This window comes from Streptomyces sp. NPDC098789 (assembly GCF_044759975.1).
Taxonomy (GTDB): domain Bacteria; phylum Actinomycetota; class Actinomycetes; order Streptomycetales; family Streptomycetaceae; genus Streptomyces.
The window spans coordinates 86,829-105,412 of sequence record NZ_JBIWAJ010000017.1 but is presented as its reverse complement, the minus strand read 5'-3'; the positions used below and the strand labels follow the sequence as shown (position 1 = coordinate 105,412).

Annotated in this window: 20 protein-coding genes and 1 tRNA gene; 8 read left to right on the top strand and 13 right to left on the bottom strand. The window is 72.1% G+C overall.

What is annotated here, in order from left to right; all coding sequences use genetic code 11:
• Nucleotides 1-38: 38 nt before the first annotated feature.
• The 6 genes from ACIQWR_RS29975 to ACIQWR_RS29950 all read left to right on the top strand — a co-directional run bounded on the left by ACIQWR_RS29975 (nucleotide 39) and on the right by ACIQWR_RS29950 (nucleotide 7,607).
• Nucleotides 39-947, top strand: coding sequence for an amidohydrolase family protein (locus tag ACIQWR_RS29975; RefSeq protein WP_404015837.1), 909 nt, complete (start codon nucleotides 39-41; stop codon nucleotides 945-947).
• A 113-nt stretch (nucleotides 948-1,060) separates the two neighbouring features.
• A complete protein-coding gene (locus ACIQWR_RS29970) occupies nucleotides 1,061-1,828 on the top strand; it encodes a response regulator transcription factor (protein WP_399264617.1) in 768 nt (255 codons plus the stop codon).
• On the top strand, nucleotides 1,825-3,435 hold the full coding sequence (locus ACIQWR_RS29965) for a sensor histidine kinase (RefSeq protein ID WP_404016081.1): 1,611 nt from the start codon (nucleotides 1,825-1,827) through the stop codon (nucleotides 3,433-3,435). The genes ACIQWR_RS29970 and ACIQWR_RS29965 overlap by 4 nt, the downstream gene beginning before the upstream one ends.
• A gap of 25 nt (nucleotides 3,436-3,460) precedes the next feature.
• On the top strand, nucleotides 3,461-4,729 hold the full coding sequence (locus ACIQWR_RS29960) for a glycosyltransferase (RefSeq protein ID WP_404015833.1): 1,269 nt from the start codon (nucleotides 3,461-3,463) through the stop codon (nucleotides 4,727-4,729).
• 16 nt (nucleotides 4,730-4,745) lie between these two features.
• Nucleotides 4,746-6,902, top strand: coding sequence for an ArnT family glycosyltransferase (locus tag ACIQWR_RS29955; RefSeq protein ID WP_404015830.1), 2,157 nt, complete (start codon nucleotides 4,746-4,748; stop codon nucleotides 6,900-6,902).
• Between the two features lie 93 nt (nucleotides 6,903-6,995).
• A complete protein-coding gene (locus tag ACIQWR_RS29950; protein ID WP_404015827.1) occupies nucleotides 6,996-7,607 on the top strand; it encodes a TetR/AcrR family transcriptional regulator in 612 nt (203 codons plus the stop codon).
• Here the strand turns inward: ACIQWR_RS29950 and ACIQWR_RS29945 are convergent.
• Nucleotides 7,604-9,271: an MDR family MFS transporter gene (locus tag ACIQWR_RS29945; protein ID WP_404015825.1), complete on the bottom strand. Its 1,668-nt coding sequence runs from the start codon at nucleotides 9,269-9,271 to the stop codon at nucleotides 7,604-7,606. The two genes, ACIQWR_RS29950 and ACIQWR_RS29945, sit on opposite strands and share 4 nt — an antisense overlap.
• 15 nt (nucleotides 9,272-9,286) lie before the next feature.
• Nucleotides 9,287-9,733, bottom strand: coding sequence for a MarR family winged helix-turn-helix transcriptional regulator (locus ACIQWR_RS29940; protein ID WP_404015822.1), 447 nt, complete (start codon nucleotides 9,731-9,733; stop codon nucleotides 9,287-9,289).
• A gap of 120 nt (nucleotides 9,734-9,853) precedes the next feature.
• Between ACIQWR_RS29940 and ACIQWR_RS29935 the strand changes: the two genes are divergently transcribed.
• Entirely contained in the window at nucleotides 9,854-10,072 is a 219-nt protein-coding gene (locus ACIQWR_RS29935) for a hypothetical protein (RefSeq protein ID WP_404015819.1), read from the top strand.
• 51 nt (nucleotides 10,073-10,123) lie between these two features.
• Here ACIQWR_RS29935 and ACIQWR_RS29930 read toward each other — a convergent pair whose 3' ends face one another.
• From ACIQWR_RS29930 to ACIQWR_RS29890, 9 genes are all read right to left on the bottom strand, one after another.
• The gene (locus ACIQWR_RS29930; protein WP_404015816.1) at nucleotides 10,124-10,891 is read right to left on the bottom strand and encodes a hypothetical protein; all 768 of its coding nucleotides are present in this window, start codon (nucleotides 10,889-10,891) and stop codon (nucleotides 10,124-10,126) included.
• Nucleotides 10,892-10,975: 84 nt separating this feature from the next.
• A complete protein-coding gene (locus ACIQWR_RS29925) occupies nucleotides 10,976-11,836 on the bottom strand; it encodes an RNA polymerase sigma factor SigF (RefSeq protein ID WP_399264635.1) in 861 nt (286 codons plus the stop codon).
• A 220-nt stretch (nucleotides 11,837-12,056) separates the two neighbouring features.
• The gene (locus tag ACIQWR_RS29920) at nucleotides 12,057-12,866 is read right to left on the bottom strand and encodes an RNA polymerase sigma factor SigF (RefSeq protein WP_404016078.1); all 810 of its coding nucleotides are present in this window, start codon (nucleotides 12,864-12,866) and stop codon (nucleotides 12,057-12,059) included.
• 499 nt (nucleotides 12,867-13,365) lie between these two features.
• Nucleotides 13,366-13,527 (bottom strand): hypothetical protein, encoded by a 162-nt coding sequence (locus tag ACIQWR_RS29915; protein WP_351050749.1) that lies wholly within the window; start codon nucleotides 13,525-13,527, stop codon nucleotides 13,366-13,368.
• Between the two features lie 422 nt (nucleotides 13,528-13,949).
• The gene (locus tag ACIQWR_RS29910) at nucleotides 13,950-14,240 is read right to left on the bottom strand and encodes a hypothetical protein (RefSeq protein WP_404015814.1); all 291 of its coding nucleotides are present in this window, start codon (nucleotides 14,238-14,240) and stop codon (nucleotides 13,950-13,952) included.
• A gap of 230 nt (nucleotides 14,241-14,470) precedes the next feature.
• A tRNA-Ser gene (locus tag ACIQWR_RS29905) sits at nucleotides 14,471-14,557 on the bottom strand.
• 105 nt (nucleotides 14,558-14,662) lie between these two features.
• Nucleotides 14,663-15,166, bottom strand: coding sequence for a tRNA adenosine(34) deaminase TadA (gene tadA / locus ACIQWR_RS29900; protein ID WP_404016075.1), 504 nt, complete (start codon nucleotides 15,164-15,166; stop codon nucleotides 14,663-14,665).
• Between the two features lie 53 nt (nucleotides 15,167-15,219).
• On the bottom strand, nucleotides 15,220-15,777 hold the full coding sequence (locus ACIQWR_RS29895; RefSeq protein WP_404015812.1) for a hypothetical protein: 558 nt from the start codon (nucleotides 15,775-15,777) through the stop codon (nucleotides 15,220-15,222).
• A 348-nt stretch (nucleotides 15,778-16,125) separates the two neighbouring features.
• Complete coding sequence (locus tag ACIQWR_RS29890; RefSeq protein ID WP_404015809.1) at nucleotides 16,126-16,323, bottom strand: hypothetical protein; 198 nt, start codon at nucleotides 16,321-16,323, stop codon at nucleotides 16,126-16,128.
• A gap of 296 nt (nucleotides 16,324-16,619) precedes the next feature.
• On the opposite strand from ACIQWR_RS29890, the gene upp reads away from it, so the two are divergent.
• Nucleotides 16,620-17,255, top strand: a complete 636-nt coding sequence (upp, locus tag ACIQWR_RS29885; protein WP_399264641.1) for a uracil phosphoribosyltransferase — start codon at nucleotides 16,620-16,622, stop codon at nucleotides 17,253-17,255.
• Between the two features lie 123 nt (nucleotides 17,256-17,378).
• Here the strand turns inward: upp and ACIQWR_RS29880 are convergent, their stop codons facing one another.
• A complete protein-coding gene (locus tag ACIQWR_RS29880) occupies nucleotides 17,379-18,047 on the bottom strand; it encodes a LytR C-terminal domain-containing protein (RefSeq protein ID WP_404015807.1) in 669 nt (222 codons plus the stop codon).
• 183 nt (nucleotides 18,048-18,230) lie between these two features.
• Nucleotides 18,231-18,527 (bottom strand): type II toxin-antitoxin system VapB family antitoxin, encoded by a 297-nt coding sequence (locus tag ACIQWR_RS29875; RefSeq protein ID WP_330331599.1) that lies wholly within the window; start codon nucleotides 18,525-18,527, stop codon nucleotides 18,231-18,233.
• Nucleotides 18,528-18,584: the final 57 nt, after the last annotated feature.

Sequence of the window (18,584 nt, the reverse complement as noted above, 5' to 3'; positions counted from 1 at the left end):
ATGGACAGGCGAGGGGGCCGCCGCCGAAGGTGGGTGCCATGAGCAACCAGTTGAGCGGCGCGGCGGCCGCGTCCGGTACGACCGGGGCGGTCCGCGCCTTCCGGGAGCGGCTCGGGCTCCCCGGGCTGATCGACGTCCACACGCACTTCATGCCCGAACGCGTGCTGGCCAAGGTGTGGGACTACTTCGACGCCGTCGGTCCGCTGACCGGCACGCAATGGCCCATCACCTACCGGCACGAGGAGCAGCACCGGGTGGCCCTGCTGCGGGAGTTCGGCGTCCGGGCCTTCACGGCGATGCTGTACCCGCACAAGCCCGCCATGGCCGCCTGGCTCAACTCCTGGTCCGCGGAGTTCGCCGCCCGCACCCCCGACTGCCTGCACACCGCGACCTTCTTCCCCGAGGCGGGGGCCGGGGGATACGTGCGCCGGGCGGTGGAGGGCGGCGCCCGCGTCTTCAAGGCACACCTCCAGGTCGGCGCGTACGACCCGAACGACGAGCTGCTCGACCCCGTCTGGGGGCTGCTCGCCGAAGCCGGTGTCCCCACGGTGATCCACTGCGGTTCCATGCCCACCCCGGCCAAGTTCACCGGGCCCGAGCCGGTGGCCCGGCTGCTCGCCCGGCACCCCCGGCTGCCGTTGGTCATCGCGCACATGGGGATGCCGGAGTACACCGAGTTCCTGGACCTCGCCGACCGCCACCCCGAGGTCCGCTTCGACACCACCATGGCCTTCACCGATTTCTCCGAGCGGATGAGCCCCTTCCCGGTCCGGGAGCTCGGGCGGCTCGCGGCGCTCGGCGACCGGATCCTGCTCGGCACCGACTTCCCGAACATCCCCTATCCCTACGAACACCAGCTGGCCGCCCTCGAAGGGCTCGGCCTCGGGGACGACTGGCTGCGCGCCGTCTGCCACGACAACGCCGCCCGGCTCTTCGACCTCCCGTAGCGCTTCCGGCGGCGCCGGCGGCCCCGGCGCCCCACGGCCCGCGCCGGGGATTCTCAGGAGAATCACAGAAAGGGCCAAGGGGGCTTTCACCGGCGCAGGCGAGCGTGGGCGCCATGACTGCGACGACCACTTCCCACGCGTCCACGTCCACCAGCAACCCCATGGCCCTCGTCCGGCCCGATGGCGGCCCGTGCCGGGTCCTCGTCGTGGACGACGAGGCATCGCTGTCCGAGCTGCTGTCCATGGCCCTGCGCTACGAGGGCTGTGAGGTCCGCAGCGCGGGTGACGGAGCGGGTGCGGTGCGGACGGCGGCGGAGTTCCATCCCGACGTGGTCGTCCTCGACATCATGCTCCCGGACATGGACGGGCTGGCCGTCCTCGGTCAGCTGCGCCGCCGGCTCCCGCACGTCCCGGTGCTCTTCCTCACCGCCAAGGACTCGGTCGAGGACCGCATCGCCGGTCTGACGGCGGGCGGCGACGACTACGTCACCAAGCCGTTCAGCCTGGAAGAGGTGGTGGCCCGGCTGCGGGGTCTGGTCCGCCGCTCCGGCGCGGCCCAGGCCGCGCGCGGCGAATCCGTACTGGCCGTGGGCGACCTGCGGCTCGACGAGGACAGCCACGAGGTGAGCCGGGGCGGTCGGGAGATCCACCTGACCGCCACCGAGTTCGAGCTGCTGCGCTACCTCATGCGCAACCCGCGCCGGGTGCTCAGCAAGGCGCAGATCCTGGACCGCGTGTGGTCCTACGACTTCGGCGGCCAGGCCAACGTGGTCGAGCTGTACATCTCCTACCTGCGGCGCAAGCTGGAGAGCGGCCCCGGCCTCCCCCCGCTGATCCACACCCGGCGCGGCGCCGGATACCTGATCAAGCCGAGCGAATAGTGGCGTTCCGGATCCCCGGTCGGCGGCCCTGGTCCCTGCGGACCCGGCTGGTCGTCTCGGCCGTGCTGCTCATCGCGGTGGTGGGCGCGGCCATCGGTACGGTCACCATCCTGGTCCTGCGCTCCTACCTCGTGGGCCAGCTCGACCGTCAGCTCGCCACCTCGGTGACCATGGCCTCCCGGGGACCCGGAGCCGAGAAGTCGTCACGGGACACCCTCGCCTTCGTCCTGGGACCCGGCAGCCCCTTCGGCGCCGCCGGAGTGCGCCTGGACTCGGACGGCAAGGTCATCGCGGCGGCCCGCAGCGTGCCCGCCGACGGGCCCGCCCCCGACCACCGTCAGACGCTCACCGATCCCCAGATCAAGGCCCTGCTGGCGGCCGCCGGGGAGGCCAGGTCGGGGGAGGAACGGCCCGTCGACGTACGCCTGCACGGCCTGGGCAACTACCGCGTGCTCACCGCCGCCGACGGCAGCCTCGTGCTGGGCTTCCCCCTCGACGGGGTCGACTCCACCGTGAACACCCTGATCGGCGTGGAGGTCTGTGTCACCCTCGCCGGCCTGATCGCCGCCTCCCTCGCCGGGCAGGCATTGGTCGCCGTGGCCCTGCGGCCGCTGCGCCGGGTGGCCGCCACCGCGACCCGGGTCTCGGAACTGCGCCTGCACAGCGGTGAGCCCGCCCTCGACGAGCGGGTCCCGGACGCGGAGGCGGATCCCCGGACGGAGGTCGGCCAGGTCGGCGCCGCCCTCAACCGGATGCTCGGCCACGTCTCCGCCGCGCTCACCGCCCGCCAACAGAGCGAGACCCGCGTCCGGCAGTTCGTCGCCGACGCGAGCCACGAACTGCGCACACCGCTGGCCTCCATCCGCGGCTACGCCGAGCTCACCCGCCGGGGCCGCGAGGAACCCGGACCCGACACCCGGCACGCCCTGGGCCGGATCGAGTCCGAGGCGACCCGGATGACCGGGCTGGTCGAAGACCTGCTGCTGCTGGCCCGCCTCGACGCCGGCCGCCCGCTGTCCTACGCCGCCACCGACCTGGCACCCCTGGTCGTGGACGCCGTCAGCGACGCCCGCGCGGCCGGACCCGACCACCACTGGAGACTGGAGCTGCCGTCCGATGCGGCCCCGGTGGCCGCCGATCCGGCCCGGATCCAGCAGGTCCTGGTGAACCTGTTGGCCAATGCCCGCACCCACACCCCGCCCGGGACCACCGTCACCGCCCGTGTTTCACGTGAAACAACCTCCGTCCGCATCGAGATCGAGGACGACGGCCCCGGCATCCCGAGCGAACTGCTCCCCCACGTCTTCGAGCGCTTCGCGCGCGGCGACGCCTCCCGCTCCCGCAACGCGGGCTCCACCGGGCTCGGGCTCGCCATCGTGCAGGCCGTCGTCTCCGCCCACGGCGGGACGGTCGGCGTCCGCAGCGCGCCCGGACGGACCCGCTTCGAGGTCCGGCTCCCCCTCCACACCGAGCCCGGACTTCCGGCGGCCGTGAACTCACAGGCCGTGAACTCACAGGCCGGCCACTCACAGACGGGCCACGCGCAGACCGGACCCGCAGAGGCCGGCCACTCACAGACGGGTCACAGGCTCACCACACAGCCGTGACAGCCCGCCCCGCGAGAGTCGGTGCATGCCAACCGACCTCTTCCCCGGGACGGGGACCCTGCCCGCCCGGGCGCCGCTCGCCCCCGTGCCCGGCGCGCCCGTACTCGACGTGGTCATCCCGGTCTTCAACGAGGAGGAGGACCTCGGCCCCTGCGTGCGCCGGCTCCACGAGCACCTGACGCGCACCTTCCCCTACGCCTTCCGCATCACCATCGCCGACAACGCCAGCACCGACAGCACCCCCGAGGTCGCGGACGCCCTGGCCCGGACCGTCGCCGGGGTCCGCAGCACCCGGCTGGAGGAGAAGGGCCGCGGCCGGGCCCTGCGCACGGTCTGGTCCGCCTCCGACGCCCCGGTCCTCGCCTACATGGACGTGGACCTCTCCACCGACCTCAACGCGCTGCTCCCGCTGGTCGCCCCGCTGATCTCCGGGCACTCCGACCTCGCGATCGGGACCCGGCTCGCCCGCTCCTCGCGGGTGGTGCGCGGTGCCAAGCGCGAGTTCGTCTCCCGCGCCTACAACCTGATCCTGCGCTCCTCGCTCTCCGCCCGCTTCAGCGACGCCCAGTGCGGCTTCAAGGCGATCCGGCGCGACGTCGCCGAGCGACTGCTGCCCCTGGTGGAGGACTCCGGCTGGTTCTTCGACACCGAGCTGCTCGTCCTCGCCGAGCGCGCCGGGCTGCGCATCCACGAGGTGCCCGTCGACTGGGTGGACGACCCCGACTCCACGGTCCACATCGTCCGCACCGCCACCGAGGACCTCAAAGGGGTCTGGCGGGTGGGCCGGGCCCTCGCGGTCGGCGCCCTCCCCCTCGACCGGATCGCCCGCCCCTTCGGCGACGACCCGCGCGACCGCGCGCTCAGCGGCGTCCCCCGGGGCCTGGCCCGCCAGCTCATGGGCTTCTGCGCGGTCGGCCTCCTGAGCACCCTGCTCTACCTGGCGCTCTACTCCGCCTTCCGCGCGGGCGTCGGACCCCAGCTCGCCAACGGCGCGGCCCTGTTGCTCTCCGCCGTCGCCAACACCGCCGCGAACCGCCGACTGACCTTCGGCGTCCGCGGCCGTGACCGGGCCGTGCGCCACCAGGCCCAGGGCCTGGTGGTCTTCGCCATCGGGCTGGCCCTGACCAGCGGCTCCCTGGCCGCCCTCGGCGCCGCCACCAAGACTCCCGCGCACGGCACCGAGCTGGCCGTCCTGGTGACCGCCAACCTCGCCGCGACCGTGCTGCGCTTCCTGCTCCTGCGCGCCTGGGTCTTCCCGGACCGCTCCGCCCCTGTGAAGGACACCCTCCGATGACCAAGGACGACCTCCGATGACCACGGCCGTGCCCCTGCTGGACTCACCCTTCCCCGAACGCGCTCCGGCGGCCGCGATCCCGCTGCGGCCGCGCTGGGAGCGCCCCGCCCTCATCGCGCTCCTGCTCGTCACCGCCGTCCTCATGCTGTGGGACCTGGGCGCCTCCGGCTACGCCAACTCCTTCTACTCCGCCGCCGTCCAGGCGGGCAGCGAGAGCTGGAAGGCCTTCTTCTTCGGTTCCTCCGACGCGGGGAACTCCATCACCGTCGACAAGCCCCCGGCCGCCCTGTGGCCGATGGCCCTGTCCGTCCGGCTCTTCGGCCTCGGCAGCTGGCAGATCCTGGTCCCGCAGGCCCTCATGGGAGTCGGCACCACCGCCGTCCTCTACGCCGCCGTACGCCGCCGGTTCGGCCCGGTGGCCGGGCTGCTGAGCGGCTCGGTCTTCGCGCTCACCCCGGTGGCCGCGCTGATGTTCCGCTTCAACAACCCCGACGCGCTGCTGGCCCTCCTGATGACCGTCACCGTCTACTGCGTCCTGCGCGCCCTGGACGGTGCCCACACCAAGTGGCTGGTCTGGGCCGGTGTCGCGGTCGGCTTCGCCTTCCTCACCAAGACCCTCCAGGCGTTCGTCGTCCTGCCGCCGCTCGCCCTGCTCTACGCCGTCTGCGCGCCCACCCGGCTGCGCCGCAGGCTCGGCCAACTCGGCCTCGCCGCACTCGCCATGGTGGTCGCCGGAGGCTGGTGGGTGGCCATCGTCGAGCTGTGGCCCGCGTCCTCCCGCCCGTACATCGGCGGTTCGCAGAACAACTCCTTCCTGGAACTGACCCTCGGCTACAACGGACTCGGCCGGATCAACGGCGACGAGACCGGCAGCGTGGGCGGCGGCGCGCGGGCCGGTGGCGGCGCGGGCGGCGGCGGGGGCGGTGGTTGGGGCGAGACCGGCATCGATCGGCTCTTCTCGGCCAACATCGGCGGCCAGATCTCCTGGCTGCTGCCCGCGGCCCTGGTGCTGCTCGTCGCCGGACTGGTGATCACCTGGCGCGCCCGGCGGGCCACCGACTCCCTGGAGAGCATGGCCCGGGCATCCTTCCTGGCCTGGGGCGGCTCCCTGCTGATCACCGCACTCGTCTTCAGCTACATGCAGGGCATCTTCCACGAGTACTACACCGTGGCGCTGGCGCCGTACGTGGCCGCGCTGACCGGCATGGGAGTGGCCGTGCTGTGGGAGGAGCGGGGCGGCCGGGCCGCCGGTATCACCCTGTCCGGTGTCCTCGCCCTGACCGCGGTGTGGTCCTACGTCCTGCTCGGCCGGGCCGAGGGCTATCTGCCCTGGCTGCGCTGGACGGTGCTGGTGGCCGGGCTCCTCGCGGCCGCGGCGCTGCTGCTGGGCGCCCGCCTCGGACGCCGGGCCGTGCTGGTCGCGGCCGCGGTGGGCGTCGCCGCCGTACTGGCCGGGCCCCTGGCCTACACCGTGGACACGGTGGGTACGGCGCACACGGGATCGATCGTCACGGCCGGTCCCGCGGTCGCGGGTGGCCGGGGGCCGGGTGGCATGGGGCCGCGGTTCGCCGGGTCGGAAGGCGGGCCCGGCCAGGGCGGCTTCCCGCAGGGCGCGCCGCCGCGGGGCGCGGGCCGGGGTACCGGGCCGGGTGCGGCCATGCCGGGCGGTGGGCCCGCGGGCCAGGGCGCCCCGGGCGGCACCGGCGGTACGGGCGCCAGGGCCGAGGGCGGCTTCGGCGGGAGCCGCGCGGGTGGCGGCGGGGGCATGGGCGGGCTGCTGGGCGGTACGAGGACGAGCGCGGCGGCCACGGCGGCCCTGCGCGCGGACGCGGACCGCTACACCTGGGCGGCCGCGGCCGTCGGTGCGCAGAACGCCGCGAGCTACCAGCTGGCCTCGGGGGCACCGGTCATGCCGATCGGTGGCTTCAACGGCAGCGACCCGTCACCGACCCTGGCGCAGTTCCAGGCGTACGTGAAGGCAGGCAGGATCCACTACTTCATCGGCCAGGGCACGGAGGAGGGCACCGAAGCAGGGGCCGGCGGCCGGGCCGTCACCCGCGGCGGCGGGGGCCCCGGAGGTGGTGCGAGCAGCTCCATCGAGACCTGGGTGAAGGCCAACTACCGGCCCACCACGGTGGGGGGAGCCACCTTCTACGACCTCACCCCGTCCTGAAGCGACCACAACACGAGGGGCACCCTCTAGCATCATCAAGAGGGCGGACCGGGCATTCCGGGTCGATCCACCCGTCTTGAGGAGGGTGCCTCCATGGCCACCACGGCGGACCCCGTGACCATCCGGACCAGCGTGTGGCTGGCCGCGCGGCCCGCCTCCGGGGCCAGACGGCGCAGCGAGGACACCTCCGGACTGGACCGGGACCGGATCACCGGCGCCGCGGTCGCGCTGCTCGACACCGACGGGCTCGCCCGCTTCTCCATGCGCCGCCTCGCGGGCCGTCTCGGAGTGACCGCGATGTCCCTGTACTGGTACGTCGACACCAAGCACGACCTGCTGGAACTCGCCCTGGACAGCGCCTTGGGGGAGCTCACCCTGCCCGCGGACTCGCCCGCGGCCGGATGGCCCGGCCGACTGCGGTCGCTGGCCAGCGGATACCGCGGGCTGCTCGCCGAGCGGCCGTGGGTGGCGACGCTGGCCGCCGAGTACCCCAACATCGGCCCGCACGCCCGGGCCTTCGACGCGGCGCTGCTGCGGCTGCTCGACGCCACCGGGCTGACGAACGGCGGCCGGACCGGAGCCCACCTCGCCGTGTCGCAGTTCCTGCACGGCTGTGGGGGTCCGGTCCGGCGGGCGCCCGAGGGCGACTTCCACTTCGCCCTCGATGTCCTCATCGCGGGCATCGAGGCGAAGACGGGGCCTTAGGCCGACTCGGAACGGGCCGGCACCTGGGCCTCCGCGACCGCGGGAACGGCGGTCGCGCCGGCGGCGGGGGAGGCGGCGGCCGGAGCCTCCGCCATCGGCTTCGAGCGCAGCGCGACCTCCTTGATGAAGACCACCAGCACCAGCGCCAGCAGCGCGGTCGGGGCGGCGTAGAGGAAGACGTCACCGACGCCGTGGCCGTAGGCGGACTCGATGACCGTGCGGAAGGGCGCGGGCAGCGTCTTCAGGTCGGGGATGGCCCCGCCGCCGGTGCCGCCGTGGCCCATCGCCGCGGCCTTCGGGCCGAGCTCGGCCAGGCCGTCCTTCACGTAGTGCGTCACCCGGTTCGCCATCACCGCGCCGAGCGCGGAGACGCCCACGGCGCCGCCGAGCGAACGGAAGAAGGTGACGACCGAGCTGGCCGCGCCCAGGTCCTGGGGGGCCACCTGGTTCTGGGTGGCGAGGACCAGGTTCTGCATCATCATGCCGAGACCGAGGCCGGTCAGCGCCATGTAGATCGAGATGTGCCAGTACGGGGTGTCGTAGCGCAGGGTGCCGAGCAGGCCCAGTCCGGCGCTCAGCAGGACGCCGCCGGAGACCAGGAACGCCTTCCACTTGCCGGTCTTGGTGATGACCTGACCGGAAACCGTGGAGGAGATGAACAGGCCGCCGATCATCGGAATCGTGAGGATTCCGGACATCGTCGGGCTCTCACCGCGGGCCAACTGGAAGAACTGACTGAAAAACACGGTGCCCGAGAACATCGCGACGCCGACGAACAGCGAGGCGGCCGAGGCCAGGGTGATGGTCTTGTTGCGGAAGAGCCGCAGCGGGATGATCGGGTCGCTCGCCTTGGATTCGACGAGGAGGAAGAGCAGGCCGAGGACCACGGCCCCGCCGGTCATCGTCCAGGTCTGCCAGGAGACCCAGTCGTACGAGGTGCCGGCCTGGGTGACCCAGATCAGCAGCGTGGAGACGGCGGCGCTGATGAGGAAGGCGCCGAGCCAGTCGACCTTGACGTCGCGGCGGACGACCGGGAGCCGCAGGGTCTTCTGGAGCACGATCAGCGCGATGATCGCGAAGGGCACGCCGACGTAGAAGCACCAGCGCCAGCCGAGCCACTCGGTGTCGGTGATGACCCCGCCGAGCAGCGGTCCACCGACGGTGGCGACGGCGAAGACCGCGCCGAGGTAGCCGCTGTAGCGGCCGCGCTCGCGCGGGGAGATCATCGCGGCCATCACGATCTGGGCGAGGGCGGACAGGCCGCCGACGCCGATGCCCTGGACCACCCGGCAGGCGATCAGCATGCCGGTGTTCTGGGACAGCCCCGCGACGACCGAGCCGAGGACGTAGATCACCAGGGATATCTGGACCAGCAGCTTCTTGCTGAAGAGGTCGGACAGCTTGCCCCACAGGGGGGTCGTGGCGGTCATCGACAGCAGGGCGGCGGTGACCACCCAGGTGTAGGAGGACTGGGTGCCGCCGAGATCGCTGATGATCTGCGGCAGCGCGTTGGAGACGATCGTGGAGGAGAGGATCGCCACGAACATGCCGAGCATCAGCCCGGACAGCGCCTTCATGATCTGCGGGTGCGTCATGGGTGCGCCGTCGGGCATGGGCTCCGACTGGCCGCCTCCCCGCACACCGGTGGGTGTGGTCGTAGCCATGTGAATCCTTATGTTCTAGAAGCTCGATCGGAGTCGGGCCAGCAGGGTGGTCAAGGTGGTGACGTCCTCGGCGGACCAGTCGCCCAGCGTCCGCTCCAGCGCGGCCGTGTAGCGGACGCCGAGTTCGCGGAGCAGGTTCCGGCCCGCCGGGGTGAGGCGCAGGATCCGGCAACGGCCGTCGCCGGGGTCGGCCTCGCGGGCGATCCAGCCGCGCTCGGCCACGTGGGCCACGTGGCGGCTGGTGACCGAGATGTCGATGGCGAGCCGCTCGGCGAGGTGGCTCAGCCGCATCTCGCCGTGCCGGTCGAGGACGGTGAGCACGGCGGCCGAACCGGGCGGGCAGTCGGGCGGGAGGGTACGGGCGAGGTCGCGCTTGATCGCACCGATCCCCGTGAGCTGGCGGGCCAGCTCTTCGTACAGCTCGTACTGCGTGCCGGTCCGTGTCTCGTCTCGCGTGAGCACCGCGCTCCCCTCCCCATCTCGTTGCTTTGAGCAACCATAGAAGCAGATGGTTGCTACAGGCAAATGAATCTGGGGTGGAGGGCGGTAAAGGAATCGGAAAACCCGCTAGGGTCCTGAGCCATGGCTGCACACACCAACTCCCAGGGCCCCGAGGGCAACTACGACCCCGCGGGCAGCACCCAGATGTTCCGTGCCTTCGTGGACGAGGCGGAGGCCGCCCGTCCGGCGGCCGCGGCCGCCTCGCACCGGCAGCAGGCTTCCAGGACGGGGGTGTGGCTGGCCGTCGTGGTCGCACTCGTGGTCGTCATCGGCGTCGTCGCCTGGCTCGCGCTGCGCTAGCCCCGACGAGCGCTGAGCTTGCGCCGGGCCGGAAGGCTCGCGCCGGGCGGCTCAGCTCCAGGTGGCGGTGACCCGCTGGGTCTCGATGTGCATGCCCAGGGGCACCCGCCAGGACTCCACGCACACCGTGTACGTCTGCGTCTTCGTCGACCCGCCCGCGATCGGCGCGGGCAGGGGCTGGGTCGAGGTGATGGTGGCCCAGTCGATGCCGAGTGCGCCGATGATGTGGGTGGAGAAGGTCACCGTGCCCGAACGGGCCGCCGTGGTGCCCGTGTTGGTGAAGGTGACGCCGACCCGCTCGCACCAGCGGTCCGCGGCCGCCGACCGGGCGGGGGCGCCGAGCTGGAGCCGGGCCGGGGTCGCTGCCGGGGGCTTGGACGGCGGGGGCGTGGTCGAACCGCCGGAGCCGCCGGACGTGCCGGAGCCGCCGGACGTGCCCGTGCCGCCGTTGCCCGCGGCGGGTGGGGGTGCGGTGGTGCCCGGGGCGTCGCCGGATCCGCCCGCCGCGGTGGATCCGGGGGCGCTCGCGGAGCCCGTGGGGGCGCCCGGGACGGCTCCACCCGCGCCGGAGCCGGCGGTCGGTGGGTTTCCCGGGGCATCGGGCGACGTACTGCTGGAGGCGGCGGAAGCGCCCGCGGGGCCGGTGAGGGATTGGTACTCCACCGCGCCCTTGGGGGCCACGGTCTCCCCCGCGCCGCGCTCGGGGCCGGGGGCGGCGGCGCCCACGGCGACGTAACCGTCGCGCGGCGGACCGCCGCAGCCCGTCAGGGTCGCGGCGGTCACGCACACGGCAAGCAGGGTGAGCGATCCCTTTCGCATCGCGCCAGTTTTCCTGACGGATCGTCAATTGGGAAGCGCCCGCGGCATGGTTACCCGGCTCGCCCGACGTGCCCGCGGTCCGGGCTACTCGCCGATCAGGCCCTGGCGCAGCTGCGCCAGAGTGCGGGTCAGCAGCCGGGAGACGTGCATCTGTGAGATGCCGACCTCCTCGCCGATCTGCGACTGGGTCATGTTCGCGAAGAAGCGCAACATGATGATCTGTCGCTCCCGCGGCGGCAGTTTGGCGAGCAGCGGCTTGAGCGACTCGCGGTACTCGACGCCTTCGAGCGCGGTGTCCTCGTAGCCGAGGCGGTCCGCGAGCGAGCCTTCGCCGCCCTCGTCCTCCGGTGAGGGCGAGTCCAGCGAGGAGGCTGTGTACGCGTTGCCGACGGCGAGGCCGTCGACGACGTCCTCCTCCGAGACCCCGAGTACGGCGGCCAGCTCGGGCACGGTCGGCGAGCGGTCCAGCTTCTGGGCCAGCTCGTCGCTCGCCTTGGTCAGCGCGAGGCGCAGCTCCTGGAGCCGGCGCGGGACGCGGACGGACCAGGAGGTGTCGCGGAAGAAGCGCTTGATCTCGCCCACGACGGTCGGCATGGCGAAGGTCGGGAACTCCACGCCGCGTTCGCAGTCGAACCGGTCGATCGCCTTGATCAGGCCGATCGTGCCGACCTGGACGATGTCCTCCATCGGCTCGTTGCGGCTGCGGAAGCGGGCCGCCGCGTAGCGCACCAGAGGCAGGTTCAGCTCGATCAGGGTGTCGCGCACGTACGCCCGGTCGGGACTGTCCGCGTCCAGCGCGGCGAGCCGGTGGAACAGGGAGCGGGAGAGCGTGCGGGTGTCATTGGGCGCTTTGGGCGCTGGCGGGGCTTCCGTGCGGTCGGACACAGCCGGCGTCTCGCTCTTTACGAGCGTGAGCACCTTGGAGCTGCCCTGTTCTACGGACATGCCACCCCCTTGGGATCGCGGACGGTCGCGGCGGGCGCGCCCGTCGGAGGAACGCAGCCTCCACCTGAATACCGGAGGCGGGGCTGCGGCAAACGCGGTTCCAGCAGAATGTCACATGTCGGCAACACGCTGTAGCGCCAAGTCGACATATAACTCCAGCGACAGAAGGGGTGTCAGCGGTTCTGTCGGTAAAGCGTCCGGAGGCTTTCACCCGTTCCGGTTACGCCTCGATCCTGTTTGCGGACCGCAGTCGCGCGAAGCTCCGGGCGAGCAGTCGGGACACGTGCATCTGGGACACGCCCAGCTCCGCGCTGATCTGCGACTGCGTCAGGTTGCTGTAGTAGCGCAGCAGCAGGATCCGCTGCTCGCGCTCGGGCAGCTGCACGAGCAGGTGGCGGACCAGGTCGCGGTGCTCGACCCCGGTCAGCTCGGGGTCCTCGTAGCCGAGCCGGTCGAGCAGGCCGGGCATGCCGTCGCCCTCCTGGGCGGCTTCGAGGGAGGTCGCGTGGTACGAGCGGCCCGCCTCGATGCAGGACAGCACCTCGTCCTCGCCGATGCGCAGCCGCTCGGCGATCTCGGGGGTCGTGGGCATGCGGCCGTGGAGCGTGGTGAGGTCCTCGGTGGCCGCGTTGACCTGGACCCACAGCTCGTGGAGGCGGCGCGGTACGTGCACGGTGCGGACGTTGTCGCGGAAGTACCGCTTGATCTCGCCCACGACGGTCGGCATGGCGAAGGTGGGGAACTGGACCCCGCGTTCCGGATCGAACCGGTCGATCGCGTTGATGAGCCCGATCGTGCCCACCTGGACGACGTCCTCCATGGGCTCGTTGCGGCTGCGGAAGCGGGCGGCCGCGTACCGGACGAGCGGGAGGTTCGCCTCGATGAGGGCCCCCCGCACCCTGCTGTGCTCGCTGGTGCCCGGCTCCAGGCCCTTGAGCCGGCCGAAGAGCACCTGGGTGAGGGCCCGGGTGTCGGCGCCCCGGGTGCTGGGGGCGCGGGGGGCCATGGGTGCGAAGGGGGCGGTGGTCACCTTGGTGGCGGTGGCGGTGGCGGTGGCGGTGGCGGTGGTGACGGTGGTCGCCGTGTCCGCGCCGGTTGCCGTGTCCGCGGCGGTGGCCCCGTTCGCGGTGTCGGCGGCTGCCACGGCCAGGAGGGTGCCGACCGCGTCGGACGGTGGATCGTCCTGGGGGTCCTGCTGGGGTGGCACCTGAGGCGCAGTACTGGCCGGCACGGTCACGCCACCCCTTCAGTCAAGTTAACCAATCAGTCAAAAGCGGTCATAGCATCACAAGACATGTGCACTGTGCGCAAGCACCGTATATCGCCGTGTTGAGGGCAAGTTGGGCATTTGGCGGGTATGCAGGGGTGATGCGAAATCGAACGGCGCGTATGACCGGGGAACGCGAACGGGGACGCGAGTGGGGAACGCGGACGGGGAACGCGAACGGGAAGGGGACGGAGAACGCAAAAGGTCCCCCACCCGTCGGAGTGGGGGACCGGAGGTCCGGAAGTCGCAGCAGCGTACGGGTTCAGCGCACCAGTTCGGTCATGAACTGGCCGATACCGGAAGCGGCATCCGAGATGCCCTGGAATCCGATCTGAACGAATTCCGCCGCTTTGACCGGTTGAGTGATGATCACATAGAGCACGAAGACGACGAGTCCGCCCACGACGATCTTCTTGATGTCCACGAGCGGGCTCGGCCTCCCCTGCCAATCCTTGCAACGTCGAGTGAGTCTAACCGCTCGGGTTCGATCACTCACCTGTCCTTTAAGGACCAATGACCCGACGGTCCAGGCCCTTTGCCGCTGCAGGGACGGGGGTGGGAGGGGCAGGATTGAAGACGAGCCCACCGGTTCTGGCAGGAAATCGGTGGGCAAGGGACAGGACCTCACTGCGGGGTCCGAGCCGCAAGCTTCCCCCCTGACTGCGGCTCGGGCTGGCAGGTTCCGTCCTCATCGGGGGAAGTGACTTGTCCCCCCGATGTCACTTCCCCCGTCCCAACCGTATGAAGGTCCCGACTCCGGTCGGGACCTTCTACGCGTTGGGCCTCCTGTGCGTCGGCCCGCTATCCGATCCGTTCGGCCTGTTCGGCCTGTTCGGTCTACTCGGTCTACTCGATGCCGGTCGCGAGGTTGGTCACCGGCGACACCGTGTCCGTCAGGGGCGAGAGCTGGTCGGGGAGGGTCATCAGCTGGTTGAGCTGCTGCAGCGGCTCGCTGACCTTCGCGCCGATCTCCTGGACCGATCCCGGCGTCGCGCCCGCGGGCATACCGGGGGCGGCGGCCGGCAGGTCCGGCAGGGTGATCGGGGCGGCGGAGGCGACGGGGGCGGTGGCGGCGGCGAAGCCCGCCGTGGCGCCCGCGAGGGCCAGGGCGGCGAGCATGCGCTTGGTCTTGGTCATGCCGTGTCAACGGCCGAGTACCCGCCCGGTCACGCACGCCCGGTCCGACGCGGCCCCGGGCTCACCGGTGCGGAGTACGTCGGGGGTGCCGGGATGCGGCGCGGAGCCGGTCCCGGAATGCCGATCGTCGGGACCCGGAACGCCGGCTGCCGGGTCCGGCAGCGCCGATCGTCGGGTCCTGGAACGCCGAGAGCCCCGACCCTTGCGGGGCGGGGCTCTCGGATTCAGAGCGGTAGCGGTGGGATTTGAACCCACGGACAGCTTGCACCATCACACGCTTTCGAGGCGTGCTCCTTCGGCCGCTCGGACACGCTACCGAGAGAGAGCTTAGCCCACGGTGGGCCGTGCTCTGAAATCGATAGGTGGCGGGGGTGAGCCGTCCCCCCGGAGGGGCAGCCGCAGGTTCCGGTCAGTGGTTCCGGTCAGAGGTTCCGGAAGAAGCCCGTCAGCTGCCGCGCGCACTCCTCGGCGAGCACGCCGGCGATCACCTCGGGCCGGTGGTTGAGCCGGCGGTCCCGCACGAGGTCCCAGAGCGACCCGGCGGCGCCCGCCTTCTCGTCGCTCGCGCCGTAGACGACGCGCGCGATCCGGGACTGTACGAGCGCGCCCGCGCACATCACGCAGGGCTCCAGGGTCACCACGAGGGTGCACCCGGGCAGCCGCCACTCGCCGAGCCGCGCGGCGGCCCGGCGGATGGCGACCACTTCGGCGTGCGCGGTCGGGTCACCGGTCGCCTCGCGCTCGTTGTACCCGGTCGAGAGGACGCTGCCGTCCGGGCCGAGCACGACGGCGCCGACCGGTACGTCACCGGCCGGAACCGCCCGGGCGGCCTCCGACAGCGCCAGGCGCATGGAGGTCCGCCACGGGTCCCGGACCGGATCGGATCCGGCGCCGGAGTCGGCATGGGCACCGGGGTCGGTGTCGATGTCGATGTCGGGGTGGACAGGGGGGTCGGGGACGGGGTGGTGCGAAGGGCCCACTAGCGGACGGCCTCCAGCACCTCGGTCGCGCCGAGCGATTCGGCGATCTGCGAGAGCGCGTCCCCGTCGAGGTCCAGCAGTTCCTTGTGGCCCACGCCGAGGTCGTCGAGCAGCCGGGGGTCGCCGAGCGGCCCCGCGGGCACCGGTTCGACGCCGGTGTCCTCGTCGTCGTCGACGTCGTCCTCGGTGGAGGACCCTTGCTCGAACACGGCGACCACTTCCGTCTCGCCGTCCTCGGTGCCGTCGAGGTCCAGCTCGTCGAGTTCGTCTTCCTCCTCGTCGCTGCCGAGCAGCTCTTCGGTGAGCATCGAGCCGTAGGAGCTGCGGGAGGCCGCGGCGGCGTTGGAGACGAAGATCCGCGGGTCCTCCTCCCCGTCCACGCGGACGACGCCGAACCAGGCGTCCTCCTGCTCGATGAGGGCGACCACCGTGTCGTCATCGACAGCGGTGGAACGGGCGAGATCGATCAGATCGGTCAGCGACTCGACGTTGTCGAGATCCGTGTCGCTCGCTTCCCACCCGTCTTCGGTGCGCGCGAGCAGTGCGGCGAAGTACACCGTGACTCTCCCACTGGTGATAGGCGTGCCGGATGGAGGTCCCCCCGGCCGGAGGATGGGGTCGAACGGCCGTCGTGCTCGCCGTCGTGCCCCGCCCAATCGGCATCGTGGCAGAAACAGCGGCTTTGCGAGAGGTCTTCCGCGCTTGCGTCGTGCCGTGCCGTGTCGTCGGTGGGCTGCTCGGGGGGTGTCCGGCGGGGGCGCGCGGGTCGCTCGGGGGGCCTGTGCGGGGGGCGTCGGGGTGGTGCGAGCGGCGTACGGGCGGGCGTGGCGGAGGCCGTGCGCGGTCGTACGGATCCCCGTGCGGACACCGGGCGGGCGGGTGCACGGGCGCCGTCCGTGCACCTGTCACCAGCGGAAGGTACGCATCCGCATCTGCTGGCGCATCCGGGCCGCGCGGGCGCGTCGGGGCTGCACCCGGTCGCGCAGCTCGCGGGCCTCGTTGAGATCGCGCAGGAACTGCGCGCGTCGCGCTCGTCGCTGCGCGGCGCTCTCCTGCGGCTGCGGTGCGTCCCTGTCCTCTTCGGTCGGCTGAACGTCGGGCATCGGCCACCACCCCGGCTGGTCCGGTCGTCCTCCTCCGCGTCGCGAAGCAGACCCCCCGCCACCCACCTTCCCCCGGACCTGCGGGTTGATGCCAGTGGATCCGCGGCATTTCGGCAGGTCACGCGAGCGGCCGGGCCGTCCGGGCGGTGGATCCGAAGGGCGGGCCGCGGGGCGGGCCCGGGGCGGGTCGCGAGGCGGGTCCCGGATCGGGTCCCGGATCGGGCCACGAGGTAGGTCACAGGCCGCGGCCCGTTCGCGCGGGCTCCGGAGGCGGTCCGCCCGGTTACTGTGGAGTCATGCGGATTCATGTCGTCGACCACCCGCTGGTGGCGCACAAACTCACCACTCTGCGCGATCGGCGCACGGACTCCCCGACCTTCCGGCGGCTCGCCGACGAGCTGGTGACCCTGCTCGCCTACGAGGCCACCCGGGACGTGCGCACGGAGCAGAGCGACATCACGACTCCGGTCGGCCCGACGACGGGCGTGAAGCTCTCCTACCCGCGCCCCCTCGTGGTGCCGATCCTGCGCGCCGGTCTCGGCATGCTCGACGGCATGGTGCGGCTGCTGCCCACCGCCGAGGTCGGCTTCCTGGGCATGGTCCGCAACGAGGAGACCCTGGAGGCCTCCACGTACGCGACGCGCATGCCGGAGGACCTCTCGGGGCGCCAGGTCTACGTCGTCGACCCGATGCTCGCCACCGGCGGCACGCTGGTCGCGGCGATCCAGGAACTGATCAAGCGCGGCGCCGACGACGTCACCGCCGTGGTGCTGCTGGCCGCGCCCGAGGGCGTCGAGGTCATGGAGCGCGAGCTGGCGGGCGCGCCGGTGACCGTCGTGACGGCCGCCGTGGACGAGCGCCTCAACGAGCACGGCTACATCGTGCCGGGCCTGGGCGACGCGGGCGACCGCATGTACGGCTCCGCGGAATAGCGGGACCCGAAACAGCAGAACAGCAGGACCCGAAACGGCGGGGACCCGAGAACAGCAGGTCCCGACACAGGAGCGCCCCCGAGCACGGCTCGGGGGCGCTCCGGCGCGTCAGCGCCCGGGACGTCAGCAGGTCGCGGCGGGCGCGGGCCTCGGGTGGGCCAGGAGGGCCAGCGTCTTGTCCGCGTCCTCCTTCTTCGTCAGTTCCTTGAAGGAGTCGCCGAGGATCAGGTCGACGTCCGCGCCCTCGCGGGCGTCGGTCTGCGGGGTGGCACCGGCCAGCTGGGCGCCGAGCACGGAGAAGACGGCCTTGTCGGTCTTGGGCGAGCCCAGCAGTATCCCGGCTCCGGTGACCTTCTTGTCGAAGTCGGCCGGGGCGTTGCCGACCTGGCCGATGACGAAGCCGCGTTTCTTCAGTTCGTCGCCGACGGCCTTGGCCAGCCCCGCGCGCGGGGTGGCGTTGTAGACGTTGACGGTGATCTGGCCGGGCTGCGGCAGTGCGGCGGCCGGGCTGGCCTTGGGCGCGGCGGCAGGTTCGCCCCGCGCGCCACCCGAGGTCCCCGCCTTGGCGACCTTCATGCAGTCCTTGGCGGCCATGGCCGCGGGGCGTTTGCTGTCGCCCCTGAAGACGCCGATGAGCTGCAGTCCCCCGTAGCCGAGCAGCGCGAGCGCGACGACCGCACCGAGCACGGCGAACACGATCCTCCGGCGACGCCGGGGACGGTGCATGCGGGGGTAGGCAGCTCCCGTGACGCGGTACTTTCCGCCCATGCCGGGGGGAGTGAGCATGCTCATGGGCGGCAGCGTAGTGCGGCCCGGTGACGATGCCTACTAAATGATCTGTTCATAGGCCAAGGGAGACCCGAAAGGCGCAATCCCGGGGATTCCCGGCACCCGCCCCGGCACCCGACCCGGCCACGTCCAGCAGGTCCTCGGCCGGGTTCCCGGCTGGGTTCCCGGCCGGGACGCAGCGGGGACTCAGCCCATTTCGAGGACGCGCGCGTGCAGCACCTGGCGCTGCTGGAGCGCGGCGCGGACGGCGCGGTGCAGCCCGTCCTCCAGGTAGAGGTCGCCCTGCCACTTCACGACGTGCGCGAAGAGGTCGCCGTAGAAGGTCGAGTCCTCGGCGAGCAGCGTTTCGAGGTCCAGCTGCCCCTTGGTGGTCACCAGCTGGTCGAGCCGGACCGGGCGCGGGGCTACGTCCGCCCACTGCCGGGTGGTTTCCCTGCCGTGGTCGGGGTACGGCCGCCCGCTTCCGATGCGCTTGAAGATCACACGGAAAGCCTACCGGTCAAGGGCCTGCGGGCGCAGCCTTGCCTCCCTGGTGCAAAA

Excerpts from the sequence above, each read along its gene's own strand:
- ACIQWR_RS29975 (WP_404015837.1), top strand. The coding sequence starts at position 39 with ATGAGCAACCAGTTGAGCGGCGCGGCGGCCGCGTCCGGTACGACCGGG.
- ACIQWR_RS29970 (WP_399264617.1), top strand. The coding sequence starts at position 1,061 with ATGACTGCGACGACCACTTCCCACGCGTCCACGTCCACCAGCAACCCC.
- ACIQWR_RS29960 (WP_404015833.1), top strand. The coding sequence starts at position 3,461 with ATGCCAACCGACCTCTTCCCCGGGACGGGGACCCTGCCCGCCCGGGCG.
- ACIQWR_RS29955 (WP_404015830.1), top strand. The coding sequence starts at position 4,746 with ATGACCACGGCCGTGCCCCTGCTGGACTCACCCTTCCCCGAACGCGCT.
- ACIQWR_RS29950 (WP_404015827.1), top strand. The coding sequence starts at position 6,996 with ATGGCCACCACGGCGGACCCCGTGACCATCCGGACCAGCGTGTGGCTG.
- ACIQWR_RS29945 (WP_404015825.1), bottom strand. The coding sequence starts at position 9,271 with ATGGCTACGACCACACCCACCGGTGTGCGGGGAGGCGGCCAGTCGGAG.
- ACIQWR_RS29935 (WP_404015819.1), top strand. The coding sequence starts at position 9,854 with ATGGCTGCACACACCAACTCCCAGGGCCCCGAGGGCAACTACGACCCC.
- ACIQWR_RS29930 (WP_404015816.1), bottom strand. The coding sequence starts at position 10,891 with ATGCGAAAGGGATCGCTCACCCTGCTTGCCGTGTGCGTGACCGCCGCG.
- ACIQWR_RS29925 (WP_399264635.1), bottom strand. The coding sequence starts at position 11,836 with ATGTCCGTAGAACAGGGCAGCTCCAAGGTGCTCACGCTCGTAAAGAGC.
- ACIQWR_RS29910 (WP_404015814.1), bottom strand. The coding sequence starts at position 14,240 with ATGACCAAGACCAAGCGCATGCTCGCCGCCCTGGCCCTCGCGGGCGCC.
- ACIQWR_RS29890 (WP_404015809.1), bottom strand. The coding sequence starts at position 16,323 with ATGCCCGACGTTCAGCCGACCGAAGAGGACAGGGACGCACCGCAGCCG.
- upp (WP_399264641.1), top strand. The coding sequence starts at position 16,620 with ATGCGGATTCATGTCGTCGACCACCCGCTGGTGGCGCACAAACTCACC.
- ACIQWR_RS29880 (WP_404015807.1), bottom strand. The coding sequence starts at position 18,047 with ATGAGCATGCTCACTCCCCCCGGCATGGGCGGAAAGTACCGCGTCACG.